The 22799-nt window shown below is 50.5% G+C and carries 9 protein-coding genes; all 9 read left to right on the forward strand.

Annotated elements, in window-relative coordinates; translation table 11 throughout:
* Positions 1-190 (forward strand): IS3 family transposase (locus SPL68_RS15405; protein ID WP_323816059.1); only part of this gene is annotated, 190 nt, incomplete at its 5' end.
* 59 nt (positions 191-249) lie between these two features.
* A complete protein-coding gene (locus tag SPL68_RS15410; RefSeq protein ID WP_323816060.1) occupies positions 250-759 on the forward strand; it encodes a demethoxyubiquinone hydroxylase family protein in 510 nt (169 codons plus the stop codon).
* Between the two features lie 794 nt (positions 760-1553).
* Positions 1554-1979 carry a hypothetical protein gene (locus SPL68_RS15415; RefSeq protein WP_323816061.1) on the forward strand — a complete coding sequence of 142 codons (426 nt, stop codon included), beginning with the start codon at positions 1554-1556 and terminating at the stop codon, positions 1977-1979.
* Between the two features lie 431 nt (positions 1980-2410).
* A complete protein-coding gene (locus tag SPL68_RS15420) occupies positions 2411-16486 on the forward strand; it encodes an Ig-like domain-containing protein (RefSeq protein ID WP_323816062.1) in 14076 nt (4691 codons plus the stop codon).
* 3 nt (positions 16487-16489) lie between these two features.
* The gene (locus SPL68_RS15425; RefSeq protein ID WP_323816063.1) at positions 16490-18724 is read left to right on the forward strand and encodes a type I secretion system permease/ATPase; all 2235 of its coding nucleotides are present in this window, start codon (positions 16490-16492) and stop codon (positions 18722-18724) included.
* On the forward strand, positions 18721-20079 hold the full coding sequence (locus SPL68_RS15430; protein ID WP_323816064.1) for an HlyD family type I secretion periplasmic adaptor subunit: 1359 nt from the start codon (positions 18721-18723) through the stop codon (positions 20077-20079). Before SPL68_RS15425 ends, SPL68_RS15430 begins: the two co-directional genes overlap by 4 nt.
* Before the next feature lie 65 nt (positions 20080-20144).
* A complete protein-coding gene (locus tag SPL68_RS15435) occupies positions 20145-21449 on the forward strand; it encodes a TolC family outer membrane protein (protein ID WP_323816065.1) in 1305 nt (434 codons plus the stop codon).
* The gene (locus tag SPL68_RS15440; RefSeq protein WP_323816066.1) at positions 21446-22057 is read left to right on the forward strand and encodes an OmpA family protein; all 612 of its coding nucleotides are present in this window, start codon (positions 21446-21448) and stop codon (positions 22055-22057) included. Before SPL68_RS15435 ends, SPL68_RS15440 begins: the two co-directional genes overlap by 4 nt.
* Positions 22054-22572, forward strand: a complete 519-nt coding sequence (locus SPL68_RS15445; protein WP_323816067.1) for a hypothetical protein — start codon at positions 22054-22056, stop codon at positions 22570-22572. Before SPL68_RS15440 ends, SPL68_RS15445 begins: the two co-directional genes overlap by 4 nt.
* Positions 22573-22799: the final 227 nt, after the last annotated feature.

The raw sequence follows: 22799 nt of genomic DNA on the forward strand, positions 1-22799 counted from the left end.
ACCGATGGAGTCCTTCTTTAGTCGCTTGAAAGTCGAGTTGATTTACACCCAGCAGTTTCACTCGATTGATGAAGCTAAATCCAGTATCTTTGAATACATTGAGGTGTTCTATAATCGCTTGCGCCGATATTCCAGTATTGGTTATGTGGCGCCCGCTGAGTTTGAACGAAGGGCAGCGCTAGCTGCATAGTTAGAGTGTCTACTTTTTGTGGGTAAGACCAATTTGCAAATTAGGAAGATATTCGTGTAATGAAAGAGGTGGAGCGAATTCTCAGAGTTGATCATGCTGGTGAATTTGGAGCAATCAATATTTACAGAGCACAACTTTTCGTAGCTCGCATCTTTTACAAAGACATTGCTTCGCAGTTAGAAGAAATGCTTTCCCACGAAAAGGTGCATTTCAATACTTTTAATAAAATCCTAGTTTCAAGGTCAATTCGCCATTGTTATGCAATTCATTTATGGGCATTTGGTGGGTTTATATTGGGTCTTTTTACAGCGCTTATTGGGCGCAATGCAATATGGGTTTGCACCAACTCAATTGAAAGTACGGTATTACATCATCTTGAGTGGCAGCTAGATTTTCTAAGTAAAAATGACCTAGAAGTTCATAATGCAGTATTAAGCATAAAAACTGACGAAGAAGCGCATCAAGAGTTTGGCCAAACAAATGATAAGAACTCATTGGTTTATAAACCAATATTTTATTTGGTTAGGCAAGCAACTGAATTTGCAATATGGCTATCTACCAAATTGTAAAAATTTAACAAAGTGTTCCAACTCGCGCACTACGTGCGCTGGACAGTTTGTAAGTCGCCGCTTTGTGGTTTTGCTACGCAAAAGTAATCCACAAAGCATCAACTTACAAACTGCGGCTGAGCTTAGCGTTATAGGTGCTCGTTCGTTTTACGTGAGCAAGTAGAAAGGTTCTCGCAAGCAGTCACTTTTGAGCAACGCAGTAAGTTCAAAATAAGTAGCGTTGTTCCTTGTGCTATTAAGAAAGTAGGCCGGTTTAAAAGGGCAGGGTTTGCAGAAATAGTGATTTTCTTGGTTGGTGGAAATGGAATTCTAGTCTTGTAGCTTCTTTCCCGTTGCCACTAAACTAAAACTCGGTAAAAATCAGCTCCAATATTTTGTCTTGTTTTTTTGTTCTGAAAGAACGCAGCGTTTTGGGTTTCCTTAATCGCTCTATAACAAGGCGTATTCATAACTCACCCTTGCTACATTCGGGCTCGTAGCCCATTCGGCTGTTCGAGTTAAAAGTAGAATCAGCAAGGCGCCCACGCTTGTTAACGGGCTCGGTTGTTCGGCTCCAACGTAGCACCGGGCTACCTTGCTGAATACCTGTTGCAGCAGGTATGGGCTTCACCTTATCGCTTTAATAATGATAAGAAAACTGTCGAAATCAATCATACAAGGCGTAGCAACCCGCGTACTTCGTGCGCTGGACAGTTTGTCAGTCGCGGCTTTGTGGTTTTGTTGCGCAAAAGTATCACTCAAAACCACAACTTAAACTCTGCCGCTTACTGCGGCGCTATTAAAGGAACGGTGCAATGAACGAAAATCCATATAGTCCACCGGTAGCGGGGTTCAATAATAAAGCTGCTGAGAAAGGCTCAATAGAAACGCTTTTGCTGAGTTTTTTGCGGCATTGGAACGGTCGAGCGAAGCTGATATCTGCATTTTGGGGGCATTTTATTTTAGGAAATTTTTTATTCACCTTGGCCTTAATCTTAGTAAGTATAGGCCTTCAATCTGTCTTTTCAGAGCCAAGTACAATAGCCGCCATTGTTCAAATTGCTTTAGTAATACTTAGTTTTATTTATTACATTTGCACTGTTCGTTTTCTCTGGGCTTGTGCTGGGAACTCAAATTTTTCGGGATTTTTCTACATAGTAAGAGGGCTAATATTACTCGCTCTTCTGTTTGTAGGTGCAATATTCGCAATAACTGGCTTTGAGGCATTAACTAGTTCATAGCAATTCGTAGCAACCAGCGCCCTATGTGGACTGGAGAGTTTGTAAGTCGCGATTTTTCACGCAAAAGCAACCGCAAAAGGAACCAACAAAACCACGCTTACAAACTGCCGCTGAGCATGGCGTTAGCGGTATACGCAGGAATCACAATCTTACGGAGATACCAGCTCCGCTCCATTCCTGTCTACAGTCTATATCTTCTTAATTTCCTGCCATTGGCGAGCATCTTGGCGCGTTTTTAAAAATAGTGGCGCATTTTTCATTCTGCTGGTCGTGATATATCAAAATGGATTTGCCTATCAGGATCTTGGTGCTTTAATAAAACTCGATGCCTTTTGTAATGAGAAACGCTGCGCTTATCTACTTTGGGTTTTTGTTTGTAACGTCTTAGGCGTTTAATTGTTTCAGGTCGCCCTGTTGAAAGGATGTAGTGTATGGCGAGTGAGAAGATTATCGTTTTGCTGGTTGATGGCCGTTATTGGCGATTGATGGAGGATGGCTCCTTAGTAGAGGTGAGCCGCGATCAGGTTCCAGCGGATGCCATCATTCTGGATGGCAATGAGGCGAGTATTGCATCGCAGGTGGCGGGTAGGTCATCTGCCTCGGTCGATTTTAATATCCTGCGAGCCACTATATTGCGTACCGCAGATGAGGTGCTGCCCGAGTCAGGTTTTACCACTCATCAACGCCGTTTTGTCAGCGATAACACTCCCCAAGTTCACACTCCCGCGACCATTCCCCCTATTGATAGAAATGCAGAATTAACCGCTGTTATTGAGGATAACGGCGATGGTTTCATCAACCAATTTGAAGTGAATATGGTTGATCTTTTTGGCACCGGCATCAAGTTACGAGATGAGCAATTATTGGAGCTGGTTTTAACTGATTCCGAAGGTAAGACCCTGAGTTTTACGACACAAATATTTGGCGAGCAATGGTCGCTGGCCGATGTCGATCTCAGCAGCCTAGCGCAAGGCCCGGTAACGCTTACCGTGACGGCGCGGGATTTTTACGGCAACACTATAGTTGCGACTGATACTTCAATCATTGATACCTGGGCAGTGATTACCGATGAAACCGTTTTGAATGGTGGCGATCTTCTCAATGCAGTTGAAGTTTTGGATGTTGACCTTGTTGGTAAAACGGAATTTATCAATGGCGGTAGCACTATTGAATTGGTGTTTACCGATCAGAATGGCGCAACCCTGACTGCCAGCACACAAGTGGCAGAGGATGGTAGCTACGCGATCAACGACTTGGATTTATCCGCTTTGGCGGATGGCACTATCACCATTTCCTACCGCAGTACCGATCTGGCGGGCAATATCGCCACCCAAGTCACCAGCATAGTAAAAGATACTCAAGCAGCGATTTCTGTTCAGTTCGATGGCGATCAACTTTACAGCCGCTTTGAAATCGGCACTGTCACTTTGAGTGGGACAGTGACTCAGGTTGAGGTAGGGCAGACGGTGACTCTGCTGATCAGTGATGGCATCAATAGTGTCAACGTCACTGCAGTAGTTCAAGATGGTGGCCTCTGGCAGAGTGATGCGGTCGACTTGACCGGTTTGAATGATGGGCGTCTGTCAGTAGTTGCGGCAGTAGCGGATGTCGCCGGTAATCTTGCATCGGCAACGGCGGATGCAACCAAAGACACTGTGTTGGTTATTGATATAGATACGGGTACTGGTCTCGACATTAATCTGCTGCGAGCCCAGCAGACGCTCACGATCAAAGGGACTACGGATGCTGAACCGGGGCAGATGGTACAGGTTCGTTTTAGTGATACTGCAAATCAGCAGCAAATTTTTACGGCACAAGTTCAAGCCGACGGCAGTTGGTCTACTCAGGTAGCCATCACCCAACTCGATACCAATTTGACCTGGATGTTAGATGCCAGCGTAATGGATGTAGCGGGAAATCAGGCTAGTGATTCAACCCCAACACTCGTATTGCCCGGTGCGATTTTGCTGTCAGAAGATGCGTTGACCTATCTGCCCGACGGCTATGTTGATAACAGCAGCATCAATATCACCGATTACACCCTGATTCGATTTGGCGCCGACCAGACTCCACTTGGTTCCGTTACTTCTTTGGGCTCGCCACTGCTGGTCACAGTAGCAGTGGATGGTTTGAGCCTTGTGGCTGTGCGCCAGTCCGACGGGTTACCAGTGCTTTCAGCGGTGCTTAATAGCGACAACACTATTTCAGTAACACTCACTGGCCCGGTTGATCAGGGGGTGTTGATCGACCAAATCACCACCGATCTGCTTATAGAGGCAACTCAAAACGATGCTGACAGCACCAGCGAAACAGTGCTGGCGAAAGTGCCGGTGACTATTCGTGAGGGACAGAGCAACTTTGCAGTAGATGACGTGTTCGGCGGCAAAGAAAACCAGCTGATTAACGGCAATTTGCTGGTGAATGACAACCAAATCGAAGCGCCCTTGCGGGTTATTGGGGTCAACTTTAACAATATTATTTACCCCGTAACTGATGAAAAACCTGCAGCAGGACTGACTAAGTACGGTGACCTGCAAGTCAATTCTGACGGCAGTTGGTCGCTCTTGGCCTCCAGTGTTTTTGGCAATACACCCATCACCTTTACTTTTGATTATTACGGTTTGGATCGCGATGGGGATTTTGATCGCGCTATCGTAACTGTCACCATTGCGCCGGACGCAACCCCTTCGGAGCTGGGAGCCTATATTGATGATGGTGGCGATAACTACGTCAATATGTTTGAGGTGGGGGCGGTGGACTTATCTGGCGCGGCGCTGGATGTTCGCGATGGCCACTTACTGACCGTCACCCTGACTGATTCCCTCGGCACACAGATTGTGCTTTCCACTACCGCCGCTGCCCAAGCCTGGAGTATTGCGGATGTTGACCTGAGCGGCCTTGCCCAAGGTTTGCTCACGCTAGTGGTGACAGCGACTGACAATTTCGGCACCAACATTTCTGCCTCAGATACATCAGTGATCGATACGCTGGCATTTATCAATGCGGATTTGACTGCTGATGCTGGTTTGCTTCTGAATGCTGTAGAAGTCCTGAATCTCACCTTTGATGGCACCACCTCCGAGATTGGCGCTGGGCGCACAGTGCAGCTCACATTTACTGATACGGCGGGTACGCAAATAGTTGCGTCTGGCATTACTACCCTGGGGGGAAGTTATCAGGTTAGCGGCGTAGATTTATCGTCGCTGGTAGATGGGCAAATCAGCGTTGCCATGACCGCAACGGATGTGCCGGGAAATATCGCGAATCAAACTGCGACCTTTCTGAAAGACACCCAAGCCAGTATTCAAGTCGTGTTTGATGGCGACCAGCGCTATAGCAGCTTTGAAGTCGGTGCGATCACTCTGAGCGGCAGTGTGGCCAATGTTGAGCCGGGACGGACGGTGACGGTGACGGTCAGCGATGGGGTGAGCAGTCGCTCCATTACCGCCTTGGTGCAAGCGGGGGGCACTTATCAAACCGGCACATTGAATATAAGTGGCTTGAACGATGGCAACCTGACAGCCACCGCGCAGGTGACCGATATCGCTGGAAACCCTGCATCGGCAACAGCAACTGCGATTAAAGATACCCAAGCCAGCATTCAAGTTGCGTTCGATGGCGACCAACTTTACAGCGCAAGTGAAATCGGCGCGGTAACGCTAAGCGGAACCGTAACCAATGTTGAAGTAGGGCAGACGGTCAGCATCACCATTACCGATGGTGAGAACACCCAAACCACTACCGCCCAAGTACGGGCAGGCGGAGTATGGAATACCACGGCGCTGGACTTCGGTAATTTTAATGAGGGCACATTAACCGCTACTGCGACGGTAGAGGATGTTGCAGGCAATATCGCCACCAATAGTGATACCGCCATTAAAGACACCCAAGCCAGCATTCAAGTCCAATTCGATGGCGACCAGCGCTACAGCACCAATGAAATTGGCGCTGTAACCTTAAGTGGGTCGGTGACCAATGTAGAAGTCGGGCGCACTGTCACTGTTGTTGTCGGCGATGGCGTCAACTCCCAAACGGTGACGGCAATCGTTCAGGCGGGAGGCGTTTGGCGGACCTCGGCATTGGATTTGAGTGGTTACAACGAGGGAACCCTGACTGCGGAAGCATCGGTAGTGGATTTGGCAGGTAACCCGGCGACCAATACCGACACCGCGATCAAAGATACGCTTGTCAGCATCGATATAGATACAGGCATTGGTTTGGATATTGCCCAACTGCGTTCAGGGCAACCTACAGTGATCTCCGGTACAACCGATGCAGAAGTCGGGCAAACGGTGACGGTTACGATTCGGGATGGCTCGAATAACACCAATACGTTCACAGCCACAGTGCAGGCTGGTGGCGTATGGACGACCACTGCAACGGTCAGCGCTTTGAGTGCTTTATCTGCTTGGCAGCTGAGTGCCAGTGTGATGGATGTGGCGGGCAATCAAGCGAGTGACCTTACTCCAAGTATTGTGCTACCCAGTTTGGTGATACTTTCGGAAGATGCATTAAGTCAATCGCCTGATGGTCAGAGTGGCGATAGCACCATCAATATTACTGGTTATGACATCGTCCGTTTTGGTGCTGACCAGACTCCGCTTGGTGAGTTGACCTCTATTGATTCACCGCTTGTGGTTACAGTGGCGAGTGACGGACAAAGCTTGAATGCGGTGCGCCAATCGGACAATCAACTGATTCTCTCCGCTGTGATTAATAGCAACGGGACAATTAGTATCACCTTGCACGGCCCGGTGGATCAAAGTCTGTTGACGGATCAAGTCTCTACAGGCCTGCTGATAGAGGCAACTCAAAACGATGCGGATGGCACCAGTGAGACGGTGTTGGCACAAGTGCCCATCACCATTGTTGAAGGCTTAAGTAATTTCGCGGTGGATGATGCATTCAGCGTCATGGAGAAACAGCCGATCACCGGCAATATACTGGCAAATGACGACCAAATCGAAGCCCCCCTGCAGGTCATAGCAGTTAATTTCAACAATATTCTTTATCCTGTCACCAATGAAAATCCAGCGGCTGGACTGACTAGATACGGTCAGTTACAGATTAATTCTGATGGTAGTTGGTCGCTATTGGCTACCAGCATTTTCGGTAATACACCTATCAGTTTTACGTTCGATTATTTTGCCTTGGATAGCGATGGCGACTTTGACCGCGCTACCGTAACTGTCACCATTGAACCGGACGCAACCCCTTCGGAGCTGGGAGCTTATATTGATGATGGTGGCGATAACTACGTCAATATGTTTGAGGTGGGGGCAGTGGACTTATCCGGCGCGGCGCTGGATATTCGCGATGGCCACGAACTGACCGTAACCCTGACCGATTCCCTCGGCACACAGATTGTGCTTTCCACTACAGCCGCTGCTGAAGCCTGGAGTATTGCTGATGTTGACTTGAGCGGTCTTGCTCAAGGCTTGCTCACATTGGTTGTGACGGCAACTGATAACTTTGGCAACACCATATCTGCTTCCGATACATCCGTGATCGACACTCTGGCGGCGATCAATGCTGACCTGACCTCCAGTGGCGGCACCTTGTTAAACGGTACCGAGGTATTGAATCTCACCCTGAATGGCACTACTGCTGAGATCGGTGCTGGGCGAGAAGTGGAGCTGACGTTTACCGATCGCCTTGGCGCCGAAGTGAATGGATTGGGTGTGATACTCGGCGACAACAGCTATCAGGTGACGGGGGTAAATCTGGCAGCGCTGGCAGATGGTTTGATCCAAGTGGCGATGCGTAGCACTGACTTGGCGGGGAACATCGCCACTCAGACTGCTTCTTTCATGAAGGATATCCAAGCGAGTATTCAAGTCGTGTTTGATGGCGATCAGCGCTATAGCAGCTTTGAAGTTGGCGCAGTCACTCTAAGCGGCAGCGTGGCCAATGTTGAGCCGGGGCGGACGGTGACGGTGACGGTTAGTGATGGCACTAACAGCAGATCGATCACCGCGTTGGTGCAAGCCAATGGTAGTTACCAAACCGGCGCACTCGATGTCACCGGCTTGAACGATGGCAACCTGACGGCCACCGCGCAGGTGACCGATATCGCCGGAAACCCTGCATCGGCAACAGCAACTGCGATTAAAGATACCCAAGCCAGCATTCAAGTAGTGTTCGATGGCGATCAACTTTACAGCGCAAGTGAAATCGGCGCGGTAACGCTAAGCGGAACCGTAACCAATGTTGAAGTAGGGCAGACGGTTAGCATCACCATTACCGATGGTGAGAACACCCAAACCACTACAGCCCAAGTACTGGCAGGCGGAGTATGGAATACCACGGCGCAAAATCTAACGGGCTTCAATGAGGGAGCTTTGACCGCCAGTGTGGAAGTTACAGATCTTGCAGGCAACTTGGCGACTAACAGCGATACAGCTACCAAAGATACGCGGGCGTCGGTAGTTGTCACTTTCGATGGTGATCAGCGCTATAGCACCAATGAAATTGGCGCCGTGACCCTCAGTGGCTCGGTAACCAATGTAGAAGTTGGGCGCACGGTCACTGTTGTTGTTGGCGATGGCGTCAACTCCCAATCGGTGACGGCAATCGTTCAGGTGGGAGGCGTTTGGCAAACCTCGGCATTGGATTTGAGTGGTTACAACGAGGGAACCCTGAATGCCACTGCATCGGTAACCGATCTGGCAGGTAACCTGGCGACCAATACCGACACCGCGATCAAAGATACGCTCGTCAGCATCGATATAGATACAGGTGCTGGTTTGAATATCGCCCAATTGCGCTCAGGGCAGGCGACAGTGATTTCCGGTACTACCGACGCAGAAGTCGGGCAAACAGTGACGGTTACGATTCGGGATGGCTTGAATAACACCAATACGTTCACCGCTACAGTGCAGGCCGGTGGTGTATGGACGGCCGCTGCAACTGCCAGTGGTTTGAGTACGGTGTCCGCCTGGCATTTGAGTGCCAGTGTGAGTGATCTGGCAGGCAACACAGCTTCGGATTCCACACCGACGCTGATCCAACCTACGCAAGTAGTGCTATCTGAAAATGCATTAAGTAACTATCCCGCCGGTTACCCGGCGCAAAGCACCATCCGCATCACTGAATACGACACTGCGCGTTTTAGTACATCGCAACCGGATTTGGCGCTGGTGAAGTCCCTTGGCTCGGAGCTGATCATTACCGTCGCGAGCGATGGACAAAGTCTTACTGCCAACCGGACAAACGATGTGCAACCGGTGCTAAGTGCAGTCATCAATGGCGATGGCACAATTACCGTCACCCTGTTTGCACCGGTAGACCAGAGCGCCTTGACCGATACCCTCCGTACCGGTTTGCAATTGGAAGCAACTCAGGTCGATGCCGACAGCACCAGCGAAACAGTAATCGCCAGTGTGCCTGTGCATATTCGCGACTCAGGTGAATTCACTTACGACGATGCCTATAACGCAACCGAAGCCGTGCAAACCACGGGCAATGTTTTCAATAATGACAATCAGGCAGAAGGTCCGCTCACGCTGACGCGCATTACCGTCGAGGGCAATAGCTACACGGTTGCTGTCAACGTTCCGGCGGTGGTGATGACCTCCAAAGGTGAGCTGACCGTGCGTTCCGATGGCACTTGGACGCTCTTACCCGCGCGCAATCTCGACAACACTCTGCTGCAGCAATTGCAGTTTGAATACTCGGCCCTGGATTTGGATAAGGACTTTGACACCGCGCAAGTCACCATCACGATTCGCGACGGCGCAGCAGGGTATTTCCCCAATGGTACACACGAAAGCAGCGAGCTTGTTTACAACACTGTGGCGCCGACCAATATCGCGTTTACCATCCATGCAGGTTCCGATAATTTGGTGCCAAGCACAGTGGCCTTTAGCGAAACCCAAGTCAATTTGTTGGCCGGATTGGGCTATAAGAGCGAAGGTAATCTTTTAACCTATGAGTTGACCTCCAGTACCTTGCTGACTGCCAAAGCTAATGGTCAAGCAGTCTTTACTATCTCGATCAGCGCAGTGGCCGGTACCAACGGTGATATTGCAGGTACTGGCGTATTGACGCTGCTCCGTCCACTGGATCACATTGATGCCAACTCAACACAAATCGATCTGTTTAATTTCCCTATAGCCGTAGTGGCAGAGGACATAGATGGAACTGAAGCCATCAGTTCCGCGACTTTGTATATCAAAGATGGCGCCAACCCTGGCGGTAGCTCGGCCGAGATACGTCTTTATGAGGACAATCTATCACCCAGCGTGACTGAGTCAGGCTCGGTTGCATTGGTTATCGGCAGCGATCAGATAGCTACGCTGCAGTTTATTAATAACAACCAACCAGCGGTTACCAGTGGTGGTGAGATTATCCAGTATCAAGTTCAAAACGCTGGACAACGGTTGGTTGGTTATACCAGTAATCTGGCCGATCCGGTATTTGTGGTGGATTTCACCGGCAGCCCCAGTGCGACAGCCAACAGCTCTGTGCCATACAACATCACGCTCTACAAAGCGTTGGATCAATCTTCCAGTGACCCGTTAAATCTGGCACTGACTTACAGGATTGTCGATTTCGATGGTGATCGTTTTACCGGTCATTTGAATATCAAGGTTTATGACAGCACTGCTGCCACCGGTAGCGATGTGGTTATGCAACTGTCCGAATCACCCCAGTCGGCTGCGAATGCTAATACCCCAACCACACTTTCAGTGGATTTCAGCCTTACTGCGACCAAAGACCCCATCACCCAGATCAGTATTGGCTTTACCGATGGCGTTGCCGCAGTGGATACAAGTGGTCGTCAGTTCACAGTAAATGGCTCGGCATTGGTGTGGCGTCAAGTCAGTAGCACAGTCTGGGAGGCCAAAACCAGCAGCGGCACCAGTGTTCTGCGCGCCACAGTACCGGATGTGGATATAGCCGCAGGCACTTCCCAATCAGTCCCGCTAACAGTGACGGTACTCAGCGCGCTGGATCACCTCGCCAGTAATGGCACATCGCTCAATAACCTGACCGTTAATATCCCGGTGAACTTTATCGATAGCGATGGCACTACTACCACACTCAACGGCGCTATCAGTATTTATGACGGGCGCGATCCGGCCGGGCAATCGCTCGATACGCTCACGGTCGATGAAGACGATACCTATACCAGTGCTACCAGCGACACAGGTTTTGGCTATGCCACACCGGGCAGCGATAAAACTGTCGCTGTATTGCTCAGCCTCACATCACCCGTCACCAGTCATGGTGTGAATGTTGTGCTGGCGGGTAGCCCAACCAGCGATGGTTGGTGGATTGGTAGCGCAGGTAGCAACGAAGTATTCCGCGTAAAAATCGGCCTTGATGGCAAAACCGAATTTCGCCTGAGCCGCGCGCTTGACCATGCTAGTGGCAATGGTGAAAACACGCTGCCGTTGACTTTCGATGCTGTATTGCGTGATGCCGATGGCGATCTGTCTGCGCCGCGCACGCTCACGGTGAATGTGGTTGATGATATTCCCGATGACGGCAGTCGGACGATGCAATTAACTGAGGGATACAACAGTCCGTTTAATTTGCTATCCGATAATCGCGGAGGTGCTGATGGGGCGGAGGTGACCGAAATTCGATACACCCCTCAAGGTGGTGGCACTGAAGTTTATGTGTTTAACGCTAATAAAGACCCGATTGTGATTTTGTTGATGCATGGCGGCGCTCAATACGGGACATTCACTGTTAATGCCGATGGTACAGGGCAAATCGTCACAGTCCCTTCATTCAACGCCGACTTTATTGACCGCATGAACATCGACATCACCGATTTTGACGGTGATGTAGTCGCAAAAGATGTATTTCTGAATGTGGTTGATGAGGCAGGTAGTATCAACCTCAGCCCGCTACAAACCGCAGAAGATACCCCATTAACACTGACTCTCAGCGCTTCTCCTGGCGATCTGGATCAGGGCGAATTGATCACATCCTTGGTGTTTGATGAGGCCGGATTACAGGGCGGAATACTCACGCTCAATGGTGTTGCTTTACCTTCTAATGGTGCGGGCGGGATAGTTTTATCTGGCTCAGATCTGGTTTTAATTGATTCGATAACTGGAGAAGTTCAACCTAACGGTACTCTGGTATACACCCCGGCCGCCAACATCTCTGATCCGACTCATAACGTGGTTTTTAACGTCACCATGATTGTGAGCATCACCAACAGTACTCGCACCCAATCAGAAAGTTTTGACGTCAGCGTGACCCCCGTAGTGGATGAGCCAGTGTGGGATAACGCATCGCAATTCACCTACAGCATGGATGAAGATGCAGCAGCGCCAGCGCTCAACTTGTCGGCAAACCTGCAGGATACTGATGGCTCTGAGGTGCTGACTTACCGCATCGAAAATATCGGTGCAGATCTCACCCTAAAATCCGGTAGCCGCACCATTACCAATGGTTCGATTTTGTCGGCCTCCGAGATGGCGGCGTTAACGATTAGCGTTGCGGCCAATGCGGCGGGTGTGCGCACGTTTGATGCTATCGCCATTGCGACTGAATCTTCCACCGGCGAGAGTGATGAAGCCCCGCAAACCGTCACCCTCAATATCGCTCCTGTGGCTGACATGCCAACTGTGGCAACAAATACTTCTGTGCAGGGGTTCGAGGATCAACTGATTGCACTATCCAGTTTTATGACTGGCTCGCTGAAAGATACCGATGGTTCCGAAACCCTGAGCTTCCAATTGACGATGCCCAGTGGCTGGTCGGTGGTGGATGCAAACGGCGCTGAACTCGGTTTGGTCAGCCCCGGTGTATATCGGGTGACTGAGGCGCAGGTCACGGGTAATCAGGCGTTTGTGAAACCGCTGGAAGATATCAGCTCAACCACCAATGGCGATTTCACCATCAGTGTGGTTTCCATCGCCACTGAATCTACCGTGGATGGCATAGCGCCAAGCTTGGTAGAAGCACAATCAGCTGCGCGCAATGTGACGGTAAAACTCACAGGTGTGGTGGATTTGCCCGCGGTCGATTCGGGGCCAGATAACTATTGGGATTTTGATCAGGCTGCCGGAACTATTACCGCCACCTTCGATGAAGACACGCTAGTGCCGCTCAACTTCCTGATCTCATCCGAAGATGATGATGACTCCGAAATTATGGATTTGGTGATCGCCAATATTCCTGAAGGCGTAGTGATCACCGATGCCAACGGCAATCCGGTGAGCTTGACCGTCGTCGGCGAGCAAAATGGCCAGCCCATGTATTCGGTAACGGCGGCGCAGCTATCCACGCTGTTTATTAAACCTCTGGCTGACTTCAGCGGTTTGCTGAGTTTCGATATTTTCCAAACCAATACCGAACCCGATGGCGATAGCGCCAGTTATGAAATGTCGGTAAACATTAATTTGCTGCCTGTAGTGGATACTACGGATGGCATCTCCGCCAATAGCCAAGGGGCGGAAGATACTGACATCGAATTGAACTTTGCGCCGGGTGTGGCAGATGTTGATGGCTCGGAAGTCGTTACCAATATCACGTTGCAAAGCCTGCCTTCGGGCATGTTGCTACTGTTTGATGGCGCGGTTGTCCCTGTGCCCAGTGGCGGTTTGGATCTGCGCAGTTTTGCCCCGGCCAATGGCACCGACTTTTCCACTCTGATCAACAGTGGTCGCCTCACGGTTAGGCCGCTGGAAGACTCAGGTGATGACTTGGCAGTCAATGTTATCTATGAGATCACCGATACATCAGATACGGGCGAAATTGCTGTTAAAAATGTTGCCGGCACTTTGAATGTAGAGATAACTGCCATTGTTGATGATGGCACCGAAGTTCCTACTCGCATTGAAGGTACAGACACATTGCTGGTCTCCAGCGATGGCAGTGCTATTAGCCTGAGTGGCGCGGCAACCTTTATCGAAGAAGATATCGACGGTTCGGAATATCTCGATTACATCATGATCAGTCTGCCTGAGGCCGATGGGTGGTACATCACCCATCCCAACGGCGCACTGCATGATGGCAAAGGCAATTGGATGATCCAGGCCACGGGTACTTCTACCAGCACCGTCGATATTATCGATTTACTCAACGGTGCCACCATTATCAGCGACCATATCAACAGTGCACCTATTGAGGTGTTAGTGTCAGCGCGGGTGATAGATACCACCGAAGACGACGATGCCGACATCATCTCCGATGTAATTCAAGTGCAATTCCTCGCTCCCGGTGACTTGGGTTCTGTGCAAGCTGTAGGTACCTTGCAAACCTCTATTATTGATGGCCTTGAGGGTAGTGCGGTTGATCTGTCCGGGCATATAAATACTAATGTACAGGGTGATGCTAACGACATCGTCAGCTTCCGCATTGATTCAGCCGACATTCCCTATGGCGGCACTATTACCGGCGCTGATGTTGAGATTCAATATGCCAGTGATGGCACCACGCGGATCGCCTACTGGTTTACCACTGCCAGTTTGGGCAACTTAACCCTGCATATAAGGGATGAGGATTTTGCCGGCGTCACCTCAATGCTGGTGCACAAAATCTCAACTGATCCACTCGGTGCGAGCATAGTGACTACCGAGACACTGGCAATCGAAATCGGCCCGGTGGTGGATGCGGTGAGCGATATCCCGGGCTTGAATATGTTGGAAGACATTCCCGCGCGCTTGAACATCAATTTGCAATCGCTGGTGGGCGACAGCAGTACGCTGGCCAGCGAAGGTCTGGAAACTGTCACTGGTGTGCTGTTTGTGGCACCAACAGAAGGCGAACTATACGATCCGAATGGTTTATTGGTCGCCGAAGCGGGTGGCTATAGGCTTACGGACCTTAGTCGCATTAACGACATTTACTATCGCCCGCCATTAAATAAACACGGCAGTTTTAGTCTCGATGTGGTGCTGACTGTGACCGACCAAACCACCGGTCTAACCTTGGGCAGTCTGACTAATCCCGTAAGTCAGGATGTGACCAAGAGTATTGGTATCACAGTCACCGCCGTAACTGATGCGGCGCCAGTTATTGTGGCAGACCAAACCGGCGATGAGGATTCTTACATCGCACTGGTGGGATTAAATGTGCTGGATACCGATCAGGACGGCTCTGAAACTCTGTCGCTTTCCATTCGGGGCGTGCCTGAAGGGGCGGTACTGTTTTGGGATAACGGCGGCACCCGCGTGCAGCTGGCTAATAATGGATCAGACGGCGCTGGCGGTTATGTCTGGAGTTTTACTGCCGATCAAATCGAGGATTTGGTGTTGTTGCCACCACCTGATTTCTCCGGCGATCTGACCCTTAGCCTCGAATCTGTTTCTATGGAGTTGTCCACGCAGGAAATTGTCAGCAACGCCAAGGATTTTGTCGTTCATATCAACCCCATTGCCGATGGCGCTCAATTTACGCAAGTGGCAACGGATGTGGCCGTCAACGAGGGCGATGCGATTACGCTGGGGGTTTATGCCAAAGCCATTGAGGTCAACGACCCTAATGAAACCGTCGTGGTGCGCATCACCGTGAAAGGAACCTCAGACCCAAGTGCGGTGCAGACGTTAATTGGTATTCGCGCCAGCGATGGAAAAGTCGGCGTGTTTACGCCGGATTCGGGTAACTATTCAGCCACTATAGTGACCAGTTTGGCGTTGGTTGAGACCATCGAATTATTTGCTGGCAGCAATGCCTTTGGTCATATGGATGTGGATATTTCGGTGGGCTCACTGGATACCGCAACTGTGGATGGCGTAGTGAAAACGCATCAAACGCCAGTTGCCGATATGAGAACCCAGTCGATCAGTATCGACATTAGCCCCATGCCTGATCCGCCGCTGCTCACGCGCCCCGGCGACACTCTCATCACCACCGACACCAATGTGTCGCTCGGATTACAGCTGACGCAGGATAATCCCGCTCCCGGTGAAACCAGCGATATTCTTATCACTGGTTTGCCGTCTTCCATCACGCTGAGTGCGGGCACTAAATCCGGCGAACAGTGGACGGTTACCTCGGCGGATGTCGCCGGTTTGCGCATCACCAATGCGGTTGCTGGTGAAAGTTACAACCTGATTATTGAGCCGCGTTCGACCCTCAACGGCGAAACTGTGAGTGGCAATCAGCAGAGTCTGGAAGTAGATGTATTTGCGCCGGGCGATAACACACTTACAGGTACGGCGGGAATAGATTATCTGGTCGGCGGTAGCGGCAATGACACATTGACTGGTGCTGCCGGGGCTGATGATTTTGTCTTCCGCACTGCGGATCTCGGCAGTGTAGGCACCCCCGCCAACGATACCATTACCGACTTCAATATCAGCGAAGGTGATCAGCTGCGCTTCACCGATATTGCTTTGGGTGGCAGTACGGTCATCTCTTTTTCCGAGGCTTCGGGCAATACCAGCATCTCAATCAACTTGGGTGGTGGCGTGGTACAAACTATCAGTCTCACCGATGTAACCAAAAATGATTTGTATGGCGCGGATAGTTCAGGGGCAACCGATGCGATGATCCTGCAAAAAATGATCGACGATCAAACGCTGGTAACGGGAACCTAAGCTATGAATATGACGCCCGACCTACAGGCAGATGTCGCCGCCGCCAATGCTCGCAGTCAATGGCGAGCGGTGCTGGAACATCTGCGGGTGTATTTTCATTTGCCCACGCCTGCGCAAAATCAATGGGATCCATTGCGTGCGTGTAATTCGTTAGATTTAACTCAAGTTGCCGCGCACAGTTGTGCTCAGGAATTGGGGTTGCAGCTGACTCTTGATAATAAAACCCTTGATAGCAAAACCCTTGCACTACAAACACAGGCTGGAGCTGAATTTGATCAGCAGTTATTGCCGTTTGTAGTGCTGCACAATCAGCAGCTGGGGATTGTGGAAAGCATCGCCAATGGCACGGCCAATCTTTATCTGGCCGACGAAAAACAACAGCGTGCAATTCCCGTCGGCGAATTAAGCGGCGCTATGTTGTTGGTATCTACCGAGCAGCTTGCCGACCGTCGCTCGGAAGATTTACTCCCGCAAGTGCCGGTTCACTGGCTCAAAAAAGCGCTTCTGCAAGCACGCCCCTGGTATCGCGATTTATTGTTTGCCTCGCTGGTGGTGAACTTGCTCGCCTTGCTGGTGCCGCTGTTTACCATGAATGTGTACGACCGCGTGGTGCCTAATCAGGCGATGGATACGCTTTGGGTGTTATCGATTGGCGTCACTATCGCGCTGATTTTTGATTGGTTGCTGCGCAATGCGCGCGCCAGTATTACGGATATGGCTGGCCGTCAGATTGATGTATCCGTCTCCACCGAAATTTATCGCAAAGTCATGGGTATGAAGCTAGGGCAGCGGCCGCAATCGGTTGGAGCCTTTGCTAAACAATTGCAAGAAGTGGATACGGTGCGGGATTTTCTCACCTCGGCCACGCTGGTCACCTTGGTGGATTTGCCGTTCACCATTTTGTTTTTAGGGTTAATCGCCTGGCTCGGCGGTCCGCTGGTGTTTGTGCCCATTATCGCTTTGGTTGCGCTCTGTATAGTGGCGGTAATGGCGCGCGGAAAAATCACCGCCGCCATCACCGAAGCGGGGCGTTTATCCAGCCAGCGTCAAGCGCAATTGATTGAAAGCCTGCAATTACTCACCGAGTTAAAACAAAAAAATCAGGAAGCGTTTTTTGTGCGCCGCTGGCAACAACTGGTTGGCCAGCTTGCCGATTACAACATTCGCGCGCGCGATGTGAGCAGCTCACTCAACCACTTGTTAATGTTGTCGCAATATTTGGTAACGGTCGGGTTATTAATCTGGGGTGTTGCGCGTATTAGCGAAGGCCTGCTCAGTATGGGCGGGATGATTGCCATCACCATGCTCAGCGGGCGCGCCGCGCAATCTATGGGGCAGGTGGCTTTGCTCTTGTTGCGTTACACCCAAACCAAAGCGGCGGTTGTCGGGTTGGATGGCATCATGGCGCTGGAGCAGGAAAATCAACAGCATAGATTTACCGAGCTGACTTTCACCGGTTCACTGCGGATGCAGGATGTGACCTTCGCCTATCGCGACCAAACCCAGCCTGCGTTGCAGCAGTTGTCACTGGCGATCAAACCGGGCGAACGCATTGCGATTCTCGGTGCTTGTGGCAGCGGTAAATCGACGCTCCTGTCTATGTTGGCGGGGCAGTTGGATTCCACTTCTGGTTTGCTTTATTACGACGATATAGAACGCGAGCGCTGGCCGCTGGCACATTTGCGTTCGCAACTGGGGTGGCTTGCGCAAAACCCGCAGCTGTTGTGGGGCAGTATTCTTGAAAACATCACCTGTGGCCAAGCAGTAGAAAACGAAACACACCTGCGCCATCTGGTGACCAGTTTGGGCATTAACGATTTTATCGCCGGCTTGAGCAATGGTTTGCAATCGCCAGTGGGCGAGGGCGGTTTGGCGCTCTCGGGCGGCCAGCGTCAACTCATCGCTCTTGCACGCACTATGATGAACGATCCACTTTGGCTGTTATTGGATGAACCCACCAGTGCGATGGATGACACCATGCAGCAGCGGGTTATCCAAACTCTCTCCAAATTGCCATCAACGCGCGGATTTATCCTCGCCACTCATAAACCATCGCTGCTGAATATTTGCGACCGCGTGCTGGTGATGGAGCGCGGCAAAATTATTCTAGATCAACCCCGCTCGGAATTTGTCGCCAATTCGTTTGGGGCAAAAAAATCAGCAGCTACACCTACAATCACACCTACAGCAACGCCCAAACGCCAAGTGGTTATTACACCTAAGGGAACTTCAACATGAGCAGCGTCGGTTATTGGCCGCAGGTGCAACAAGCCTATGCCGCGCGGCAAATTATTTGGCTGATCGGCGGTTTGGTATTTGCTGCAATTGTGTGGGCGAGTCTGGCGCATATCGATGAAGTTGTTGTAGGCACCGGTAAATTGGTTCCATCTGCGTCTGTGCAGCATGTGCAAAGTTTGGATGGCGGAATTTTACGGCAGCTACATGTGCGCGAAGGCGATCAGGTCAGCGCGGGGCAATTGTTGATGACGCTTGACGAGACGCGGGCAAAAGCCAGCCACGCCGAAGCCTTTGCCGAGCAGCAAACACTCGCAGCAAAACGTCTGCGTTTATTGCATGAACTCGATTCAATCGCAGTGCAAAACGGTGACGAACAAGCAGTGACTCTCTCACCGCTGGAAAGCTCGCGTTATTTGTCATCCACCACTGTAATTGATGCTGAACAAGCACCGGATAACGCCTCATTACAAGCCGAAGCTGCTACCTATCGCGCCGATATGAGCGAGCTGCAAGGGCGAGTTAATCAGGCCGATGAAACCATCGTCCAGCAACTGCGCGATTTAAGTGAAGCACGCAAAAAACAACAAACGCTAAGCAGTGCGCTGACGTTATTAGACGAGGAAATGCGCCTGACCAAAGCGGCGGTGGAAAGTGGTGCACTGAGCGCCGCTGAAGCGCGCAAGCTGGAGCGCGAGCGAGTGGGGCTGGTGGGGCAGGTGGATGCAGTCAAAATCACCATTGAAAAAATCGAGTCGATGGTGGCGGAAGCAAAACAAGCGCGCGCGTCTTTGTTCGATGAATTTCGCGCGCGTGCGCAGAATGATCTCACCGATACCGAAGGCCGTTTGGCGCGCTTAAAAGAAATGCTGGCCGGTTTAAGTAGCCAGTTGGAGCAAACCAAAATTTATGCGGCTATGTCGGGCAAAGTGAAATCGATTTTGCTGCAATCCATCGGCGGCGTGGTGCGTCCCGGTGAAACGATTATGGACATAGTGCCCGAAGGCGATCAGCTGCGCATAGAAGCGCAAATAGCGCCAAAAGATATCGCCCGTATTCAGCAGGGGCAGGAAGTGATCATCAAATTAAGCGCCTATGATTTTGTAATCTACGGCGGCATGAAAGGGCGCGTGTTGCACATCAGCCCCGATGCGATTACCGATGATAAAGGCGATTCCTATTTCATCGTTCACATAGTGGGTGAGGCGGATGAATGGAAATCTGCCATGTGGAAAGACAAACCGCTTATTCCGGGCATGCAAGCGCAGGTGGATATTTTGTCGGGCAAAAAAACCATTTTGCAGTATTGGTTAAAACCATTATTGCGCGCGCGTGCCGAATCTATGCGTGAGGCTTAACGCATAGGTAACAATTGATAGTTGATGGCGATTTTTTTTGAAGGAAATAGTTAAGGAATCATCCTATGAAGCGACTGTTGTTATGTGCTGGGCTTTTGTTTCCGCTCGCCAGCGAAGCAATAACTCTGGAGGAAGCGCTTGCGTCTGCGATCAGTAGCGACCCGACGTTGATGGGGCGCTACGCGCGATTTAATGCACTGTTGGAAGAGCGGGGTGTAGTTACCTCGGAATACTGGCCGCAGTTAAGTTTGAGCGCGGGTATAGGCCCAGAGGAAACTAAATACAGTTCAGGGCAGTTGATCGATGAAGAACTCACTCGCGACGAGGCCAGTTTGCGAATCGGTTGGTTGCTTTTTAACGGGTTTGAAACCCAAGCCAATTCCAAGCGTCTTTCGCACGAGGCAGAAGCCGAGCGTTTGCAACTGATTGCCGATGCAGAAAATCTGGCGCTGGATGTATGCAATATTTATTTGCAGGCACGCGAAGCAGAGATGTTGGTAACGCTTTCCAAACATCACGTAGAAGACCACGAGCAAATCATGAATGATGTAAAACGCTTGGTGTCTTCCGGTTTTGCCAATGATGGCGATGTTGCCCAGGTGTCGGCACGTTTAGCCAATGCGCGTTCTTCCTTAGTGTCTGCGCAAAATAATTATCGCGATGTGAGCGCGCAGTTTTTGCGTTTGGTAAATCAAATGCCGTCCAACCTCACTGATCCGGTTGCAGACAGTGTCTTGCTACCCAAGACACTGGAAGAAGCTGTCGAGTGGGCCAAAGCCTCTCATCCACAATTGCAATCAGCCATGTCCGATATTCAAGCAGCTAAACAGGAAGTGCGCGCAAGCAAGTCTGGCTACTATCCAAAAATCAGCATCGAAGGCTACGCCAATAAAGGCCATGACCAAGGCGGTTTTGAAGGGCCGGATGAAGACTATCGTGTAATGCTCACTATGCGTTACGACCTGTTTAACGGCGGCCGCGATAGATCCAGAGCACGTGCATCCAACTGGCGCTACAACGAAGCTTTGGCAATTCGCACCACTGCCGAGCGCGATTTAATGGAAGGCACGGCGCTGTCGTGGAACGCGCTGCAATCGCTCACCGAACAAGAGTTATTGATTCGCCAAAGTGTAGATGCGTCCAGTTTGGCGGAAACCACTTACATGGAGCAGTACAAACTCGGCAAGCGCACACTGTTGGATTTGCTCAACGCCAAAGTGGAAGTCTTTTCGGCGCGGCGCAATTATCTCGCGACTAAATACAATCAGCTGCAATCCAATTACCGCTTGCTAAATGCAACCGGGCGTTTGGGTTATGCGCTGCGTATTGCGTATCCCCAAGAGTGGGCGGGCAAGGAGAGTGAACAATGAAACCTTATTCAGTATTTTTTTGCGGGCTTATCGCCATCATGCTCAGCGCCTGTCAGGCACATGTTGAAAAACCCTACAGCTCGGCACAAATTCTCGATTTAAAAGATACCGACAAAGATGGTGTGATCAATGCGCGTGACATTTGTGATGGTACAGCGCCAACCAGTGAAGTCGATGTGCAAGGTTGTGCGCGGGCATTGGGCGATTTGGCGCAGCGCGATTTTGTACTCACCTTCGATATGGCGAGCTATCACATCAAGGAAGCACAAAAGCCTTTATTGGATGATGCGGCAAGCTTGGTGCGCAATTATCCCGGTGCAAAAGTTTTGCTGGTGGGTGATACCAGCCCCGAAGGCACCGATGCAATTAATCATCGCTTGGGAACTCAGCGCGCAGACGTAGTGACCAAAGAATTGATTGCGCGCGGCGTTGCTCCGCAACTGATCACCGGTTTTGTTTACGACGAATCGCTGATGCAAACGGTGATGAAAAAACGCGAGCGCCGCACCATTGTGCGCGTGCAGTATCCAGGTACTACCGCGGTTGAAAAATGGGATATTTATAACGCTGAACTTAAAGCGAAAAATCGTGCAGGAGGCAAAAAATGAAGCAGCTACAGAAATTGTGCAGCGCTGCAATCTATAGCGCGATCTTGTTAGTCGGCAGCGGGCAAGTGGCTGTTGCTAATACTATTCCCGATGAGTTGGTTGGTCTGCTGGCACAGCAGCATTTGCCGGTGGCCGTTGCGCCGCAAGCGGTGTTGTCCGGTGCTGCAAATGCCGCGCTTTCGCAAGGCGTTTGGCCGGAAGCGCAAGTCTTGGCCTTTAAGAAAAAATTTGGCTATTTCCCAACAGTGTTGCCGCTGACCGCGATCAAACCATCTGGCCAGCCCGATGAGTTGGCAGCGATGGATTCTGGTTCGCTGTTTTATCTGGTTGTGAATTATCCCCCGCAAGGTGATGTGCGCAATGCGCTTGCACAAAATCTACAAACACTTATTGGCGATGATTTTCAGGAGCAATTGCCCGATAAAAACTTTTATTCATTGCCCAAGCCTGTTAAAAAAATGTGGCGAGTAAAACTGGGCTTGGCAGAACCTGAATTTGTTAACGGCTATAGATAAAAAAGTTAGCTGAGTAGATTAAAACCTGCGTGTTTGTTCACAAAACTCTCAATAAAATCATAAAAAGCAAATCCACTCGGGTTTGCTTTTTTATTTTGCGCACTTTTCCCCCAGCCTTTTTAGCTCAAGCTTCTTTTATCGCGTATGTATCGCGCATAGCTTAGCAGGAACCGAAAACTTGGCTACACTTCCCTCATAAAACCCATAATAGTTGCTGCGGAAGTCAC

Origin of the sequence: Cellvibrio chitinivorans, from assembly GCF_035117775.1 — a bacterium.
Classification (GTDB): Bacteria; Pseudomonadota; Gammaproteobacteria; order Pseudomonadales; family Cellvibrionaceae; genus Cellvibrio; species Cellvibrio chitinivorans.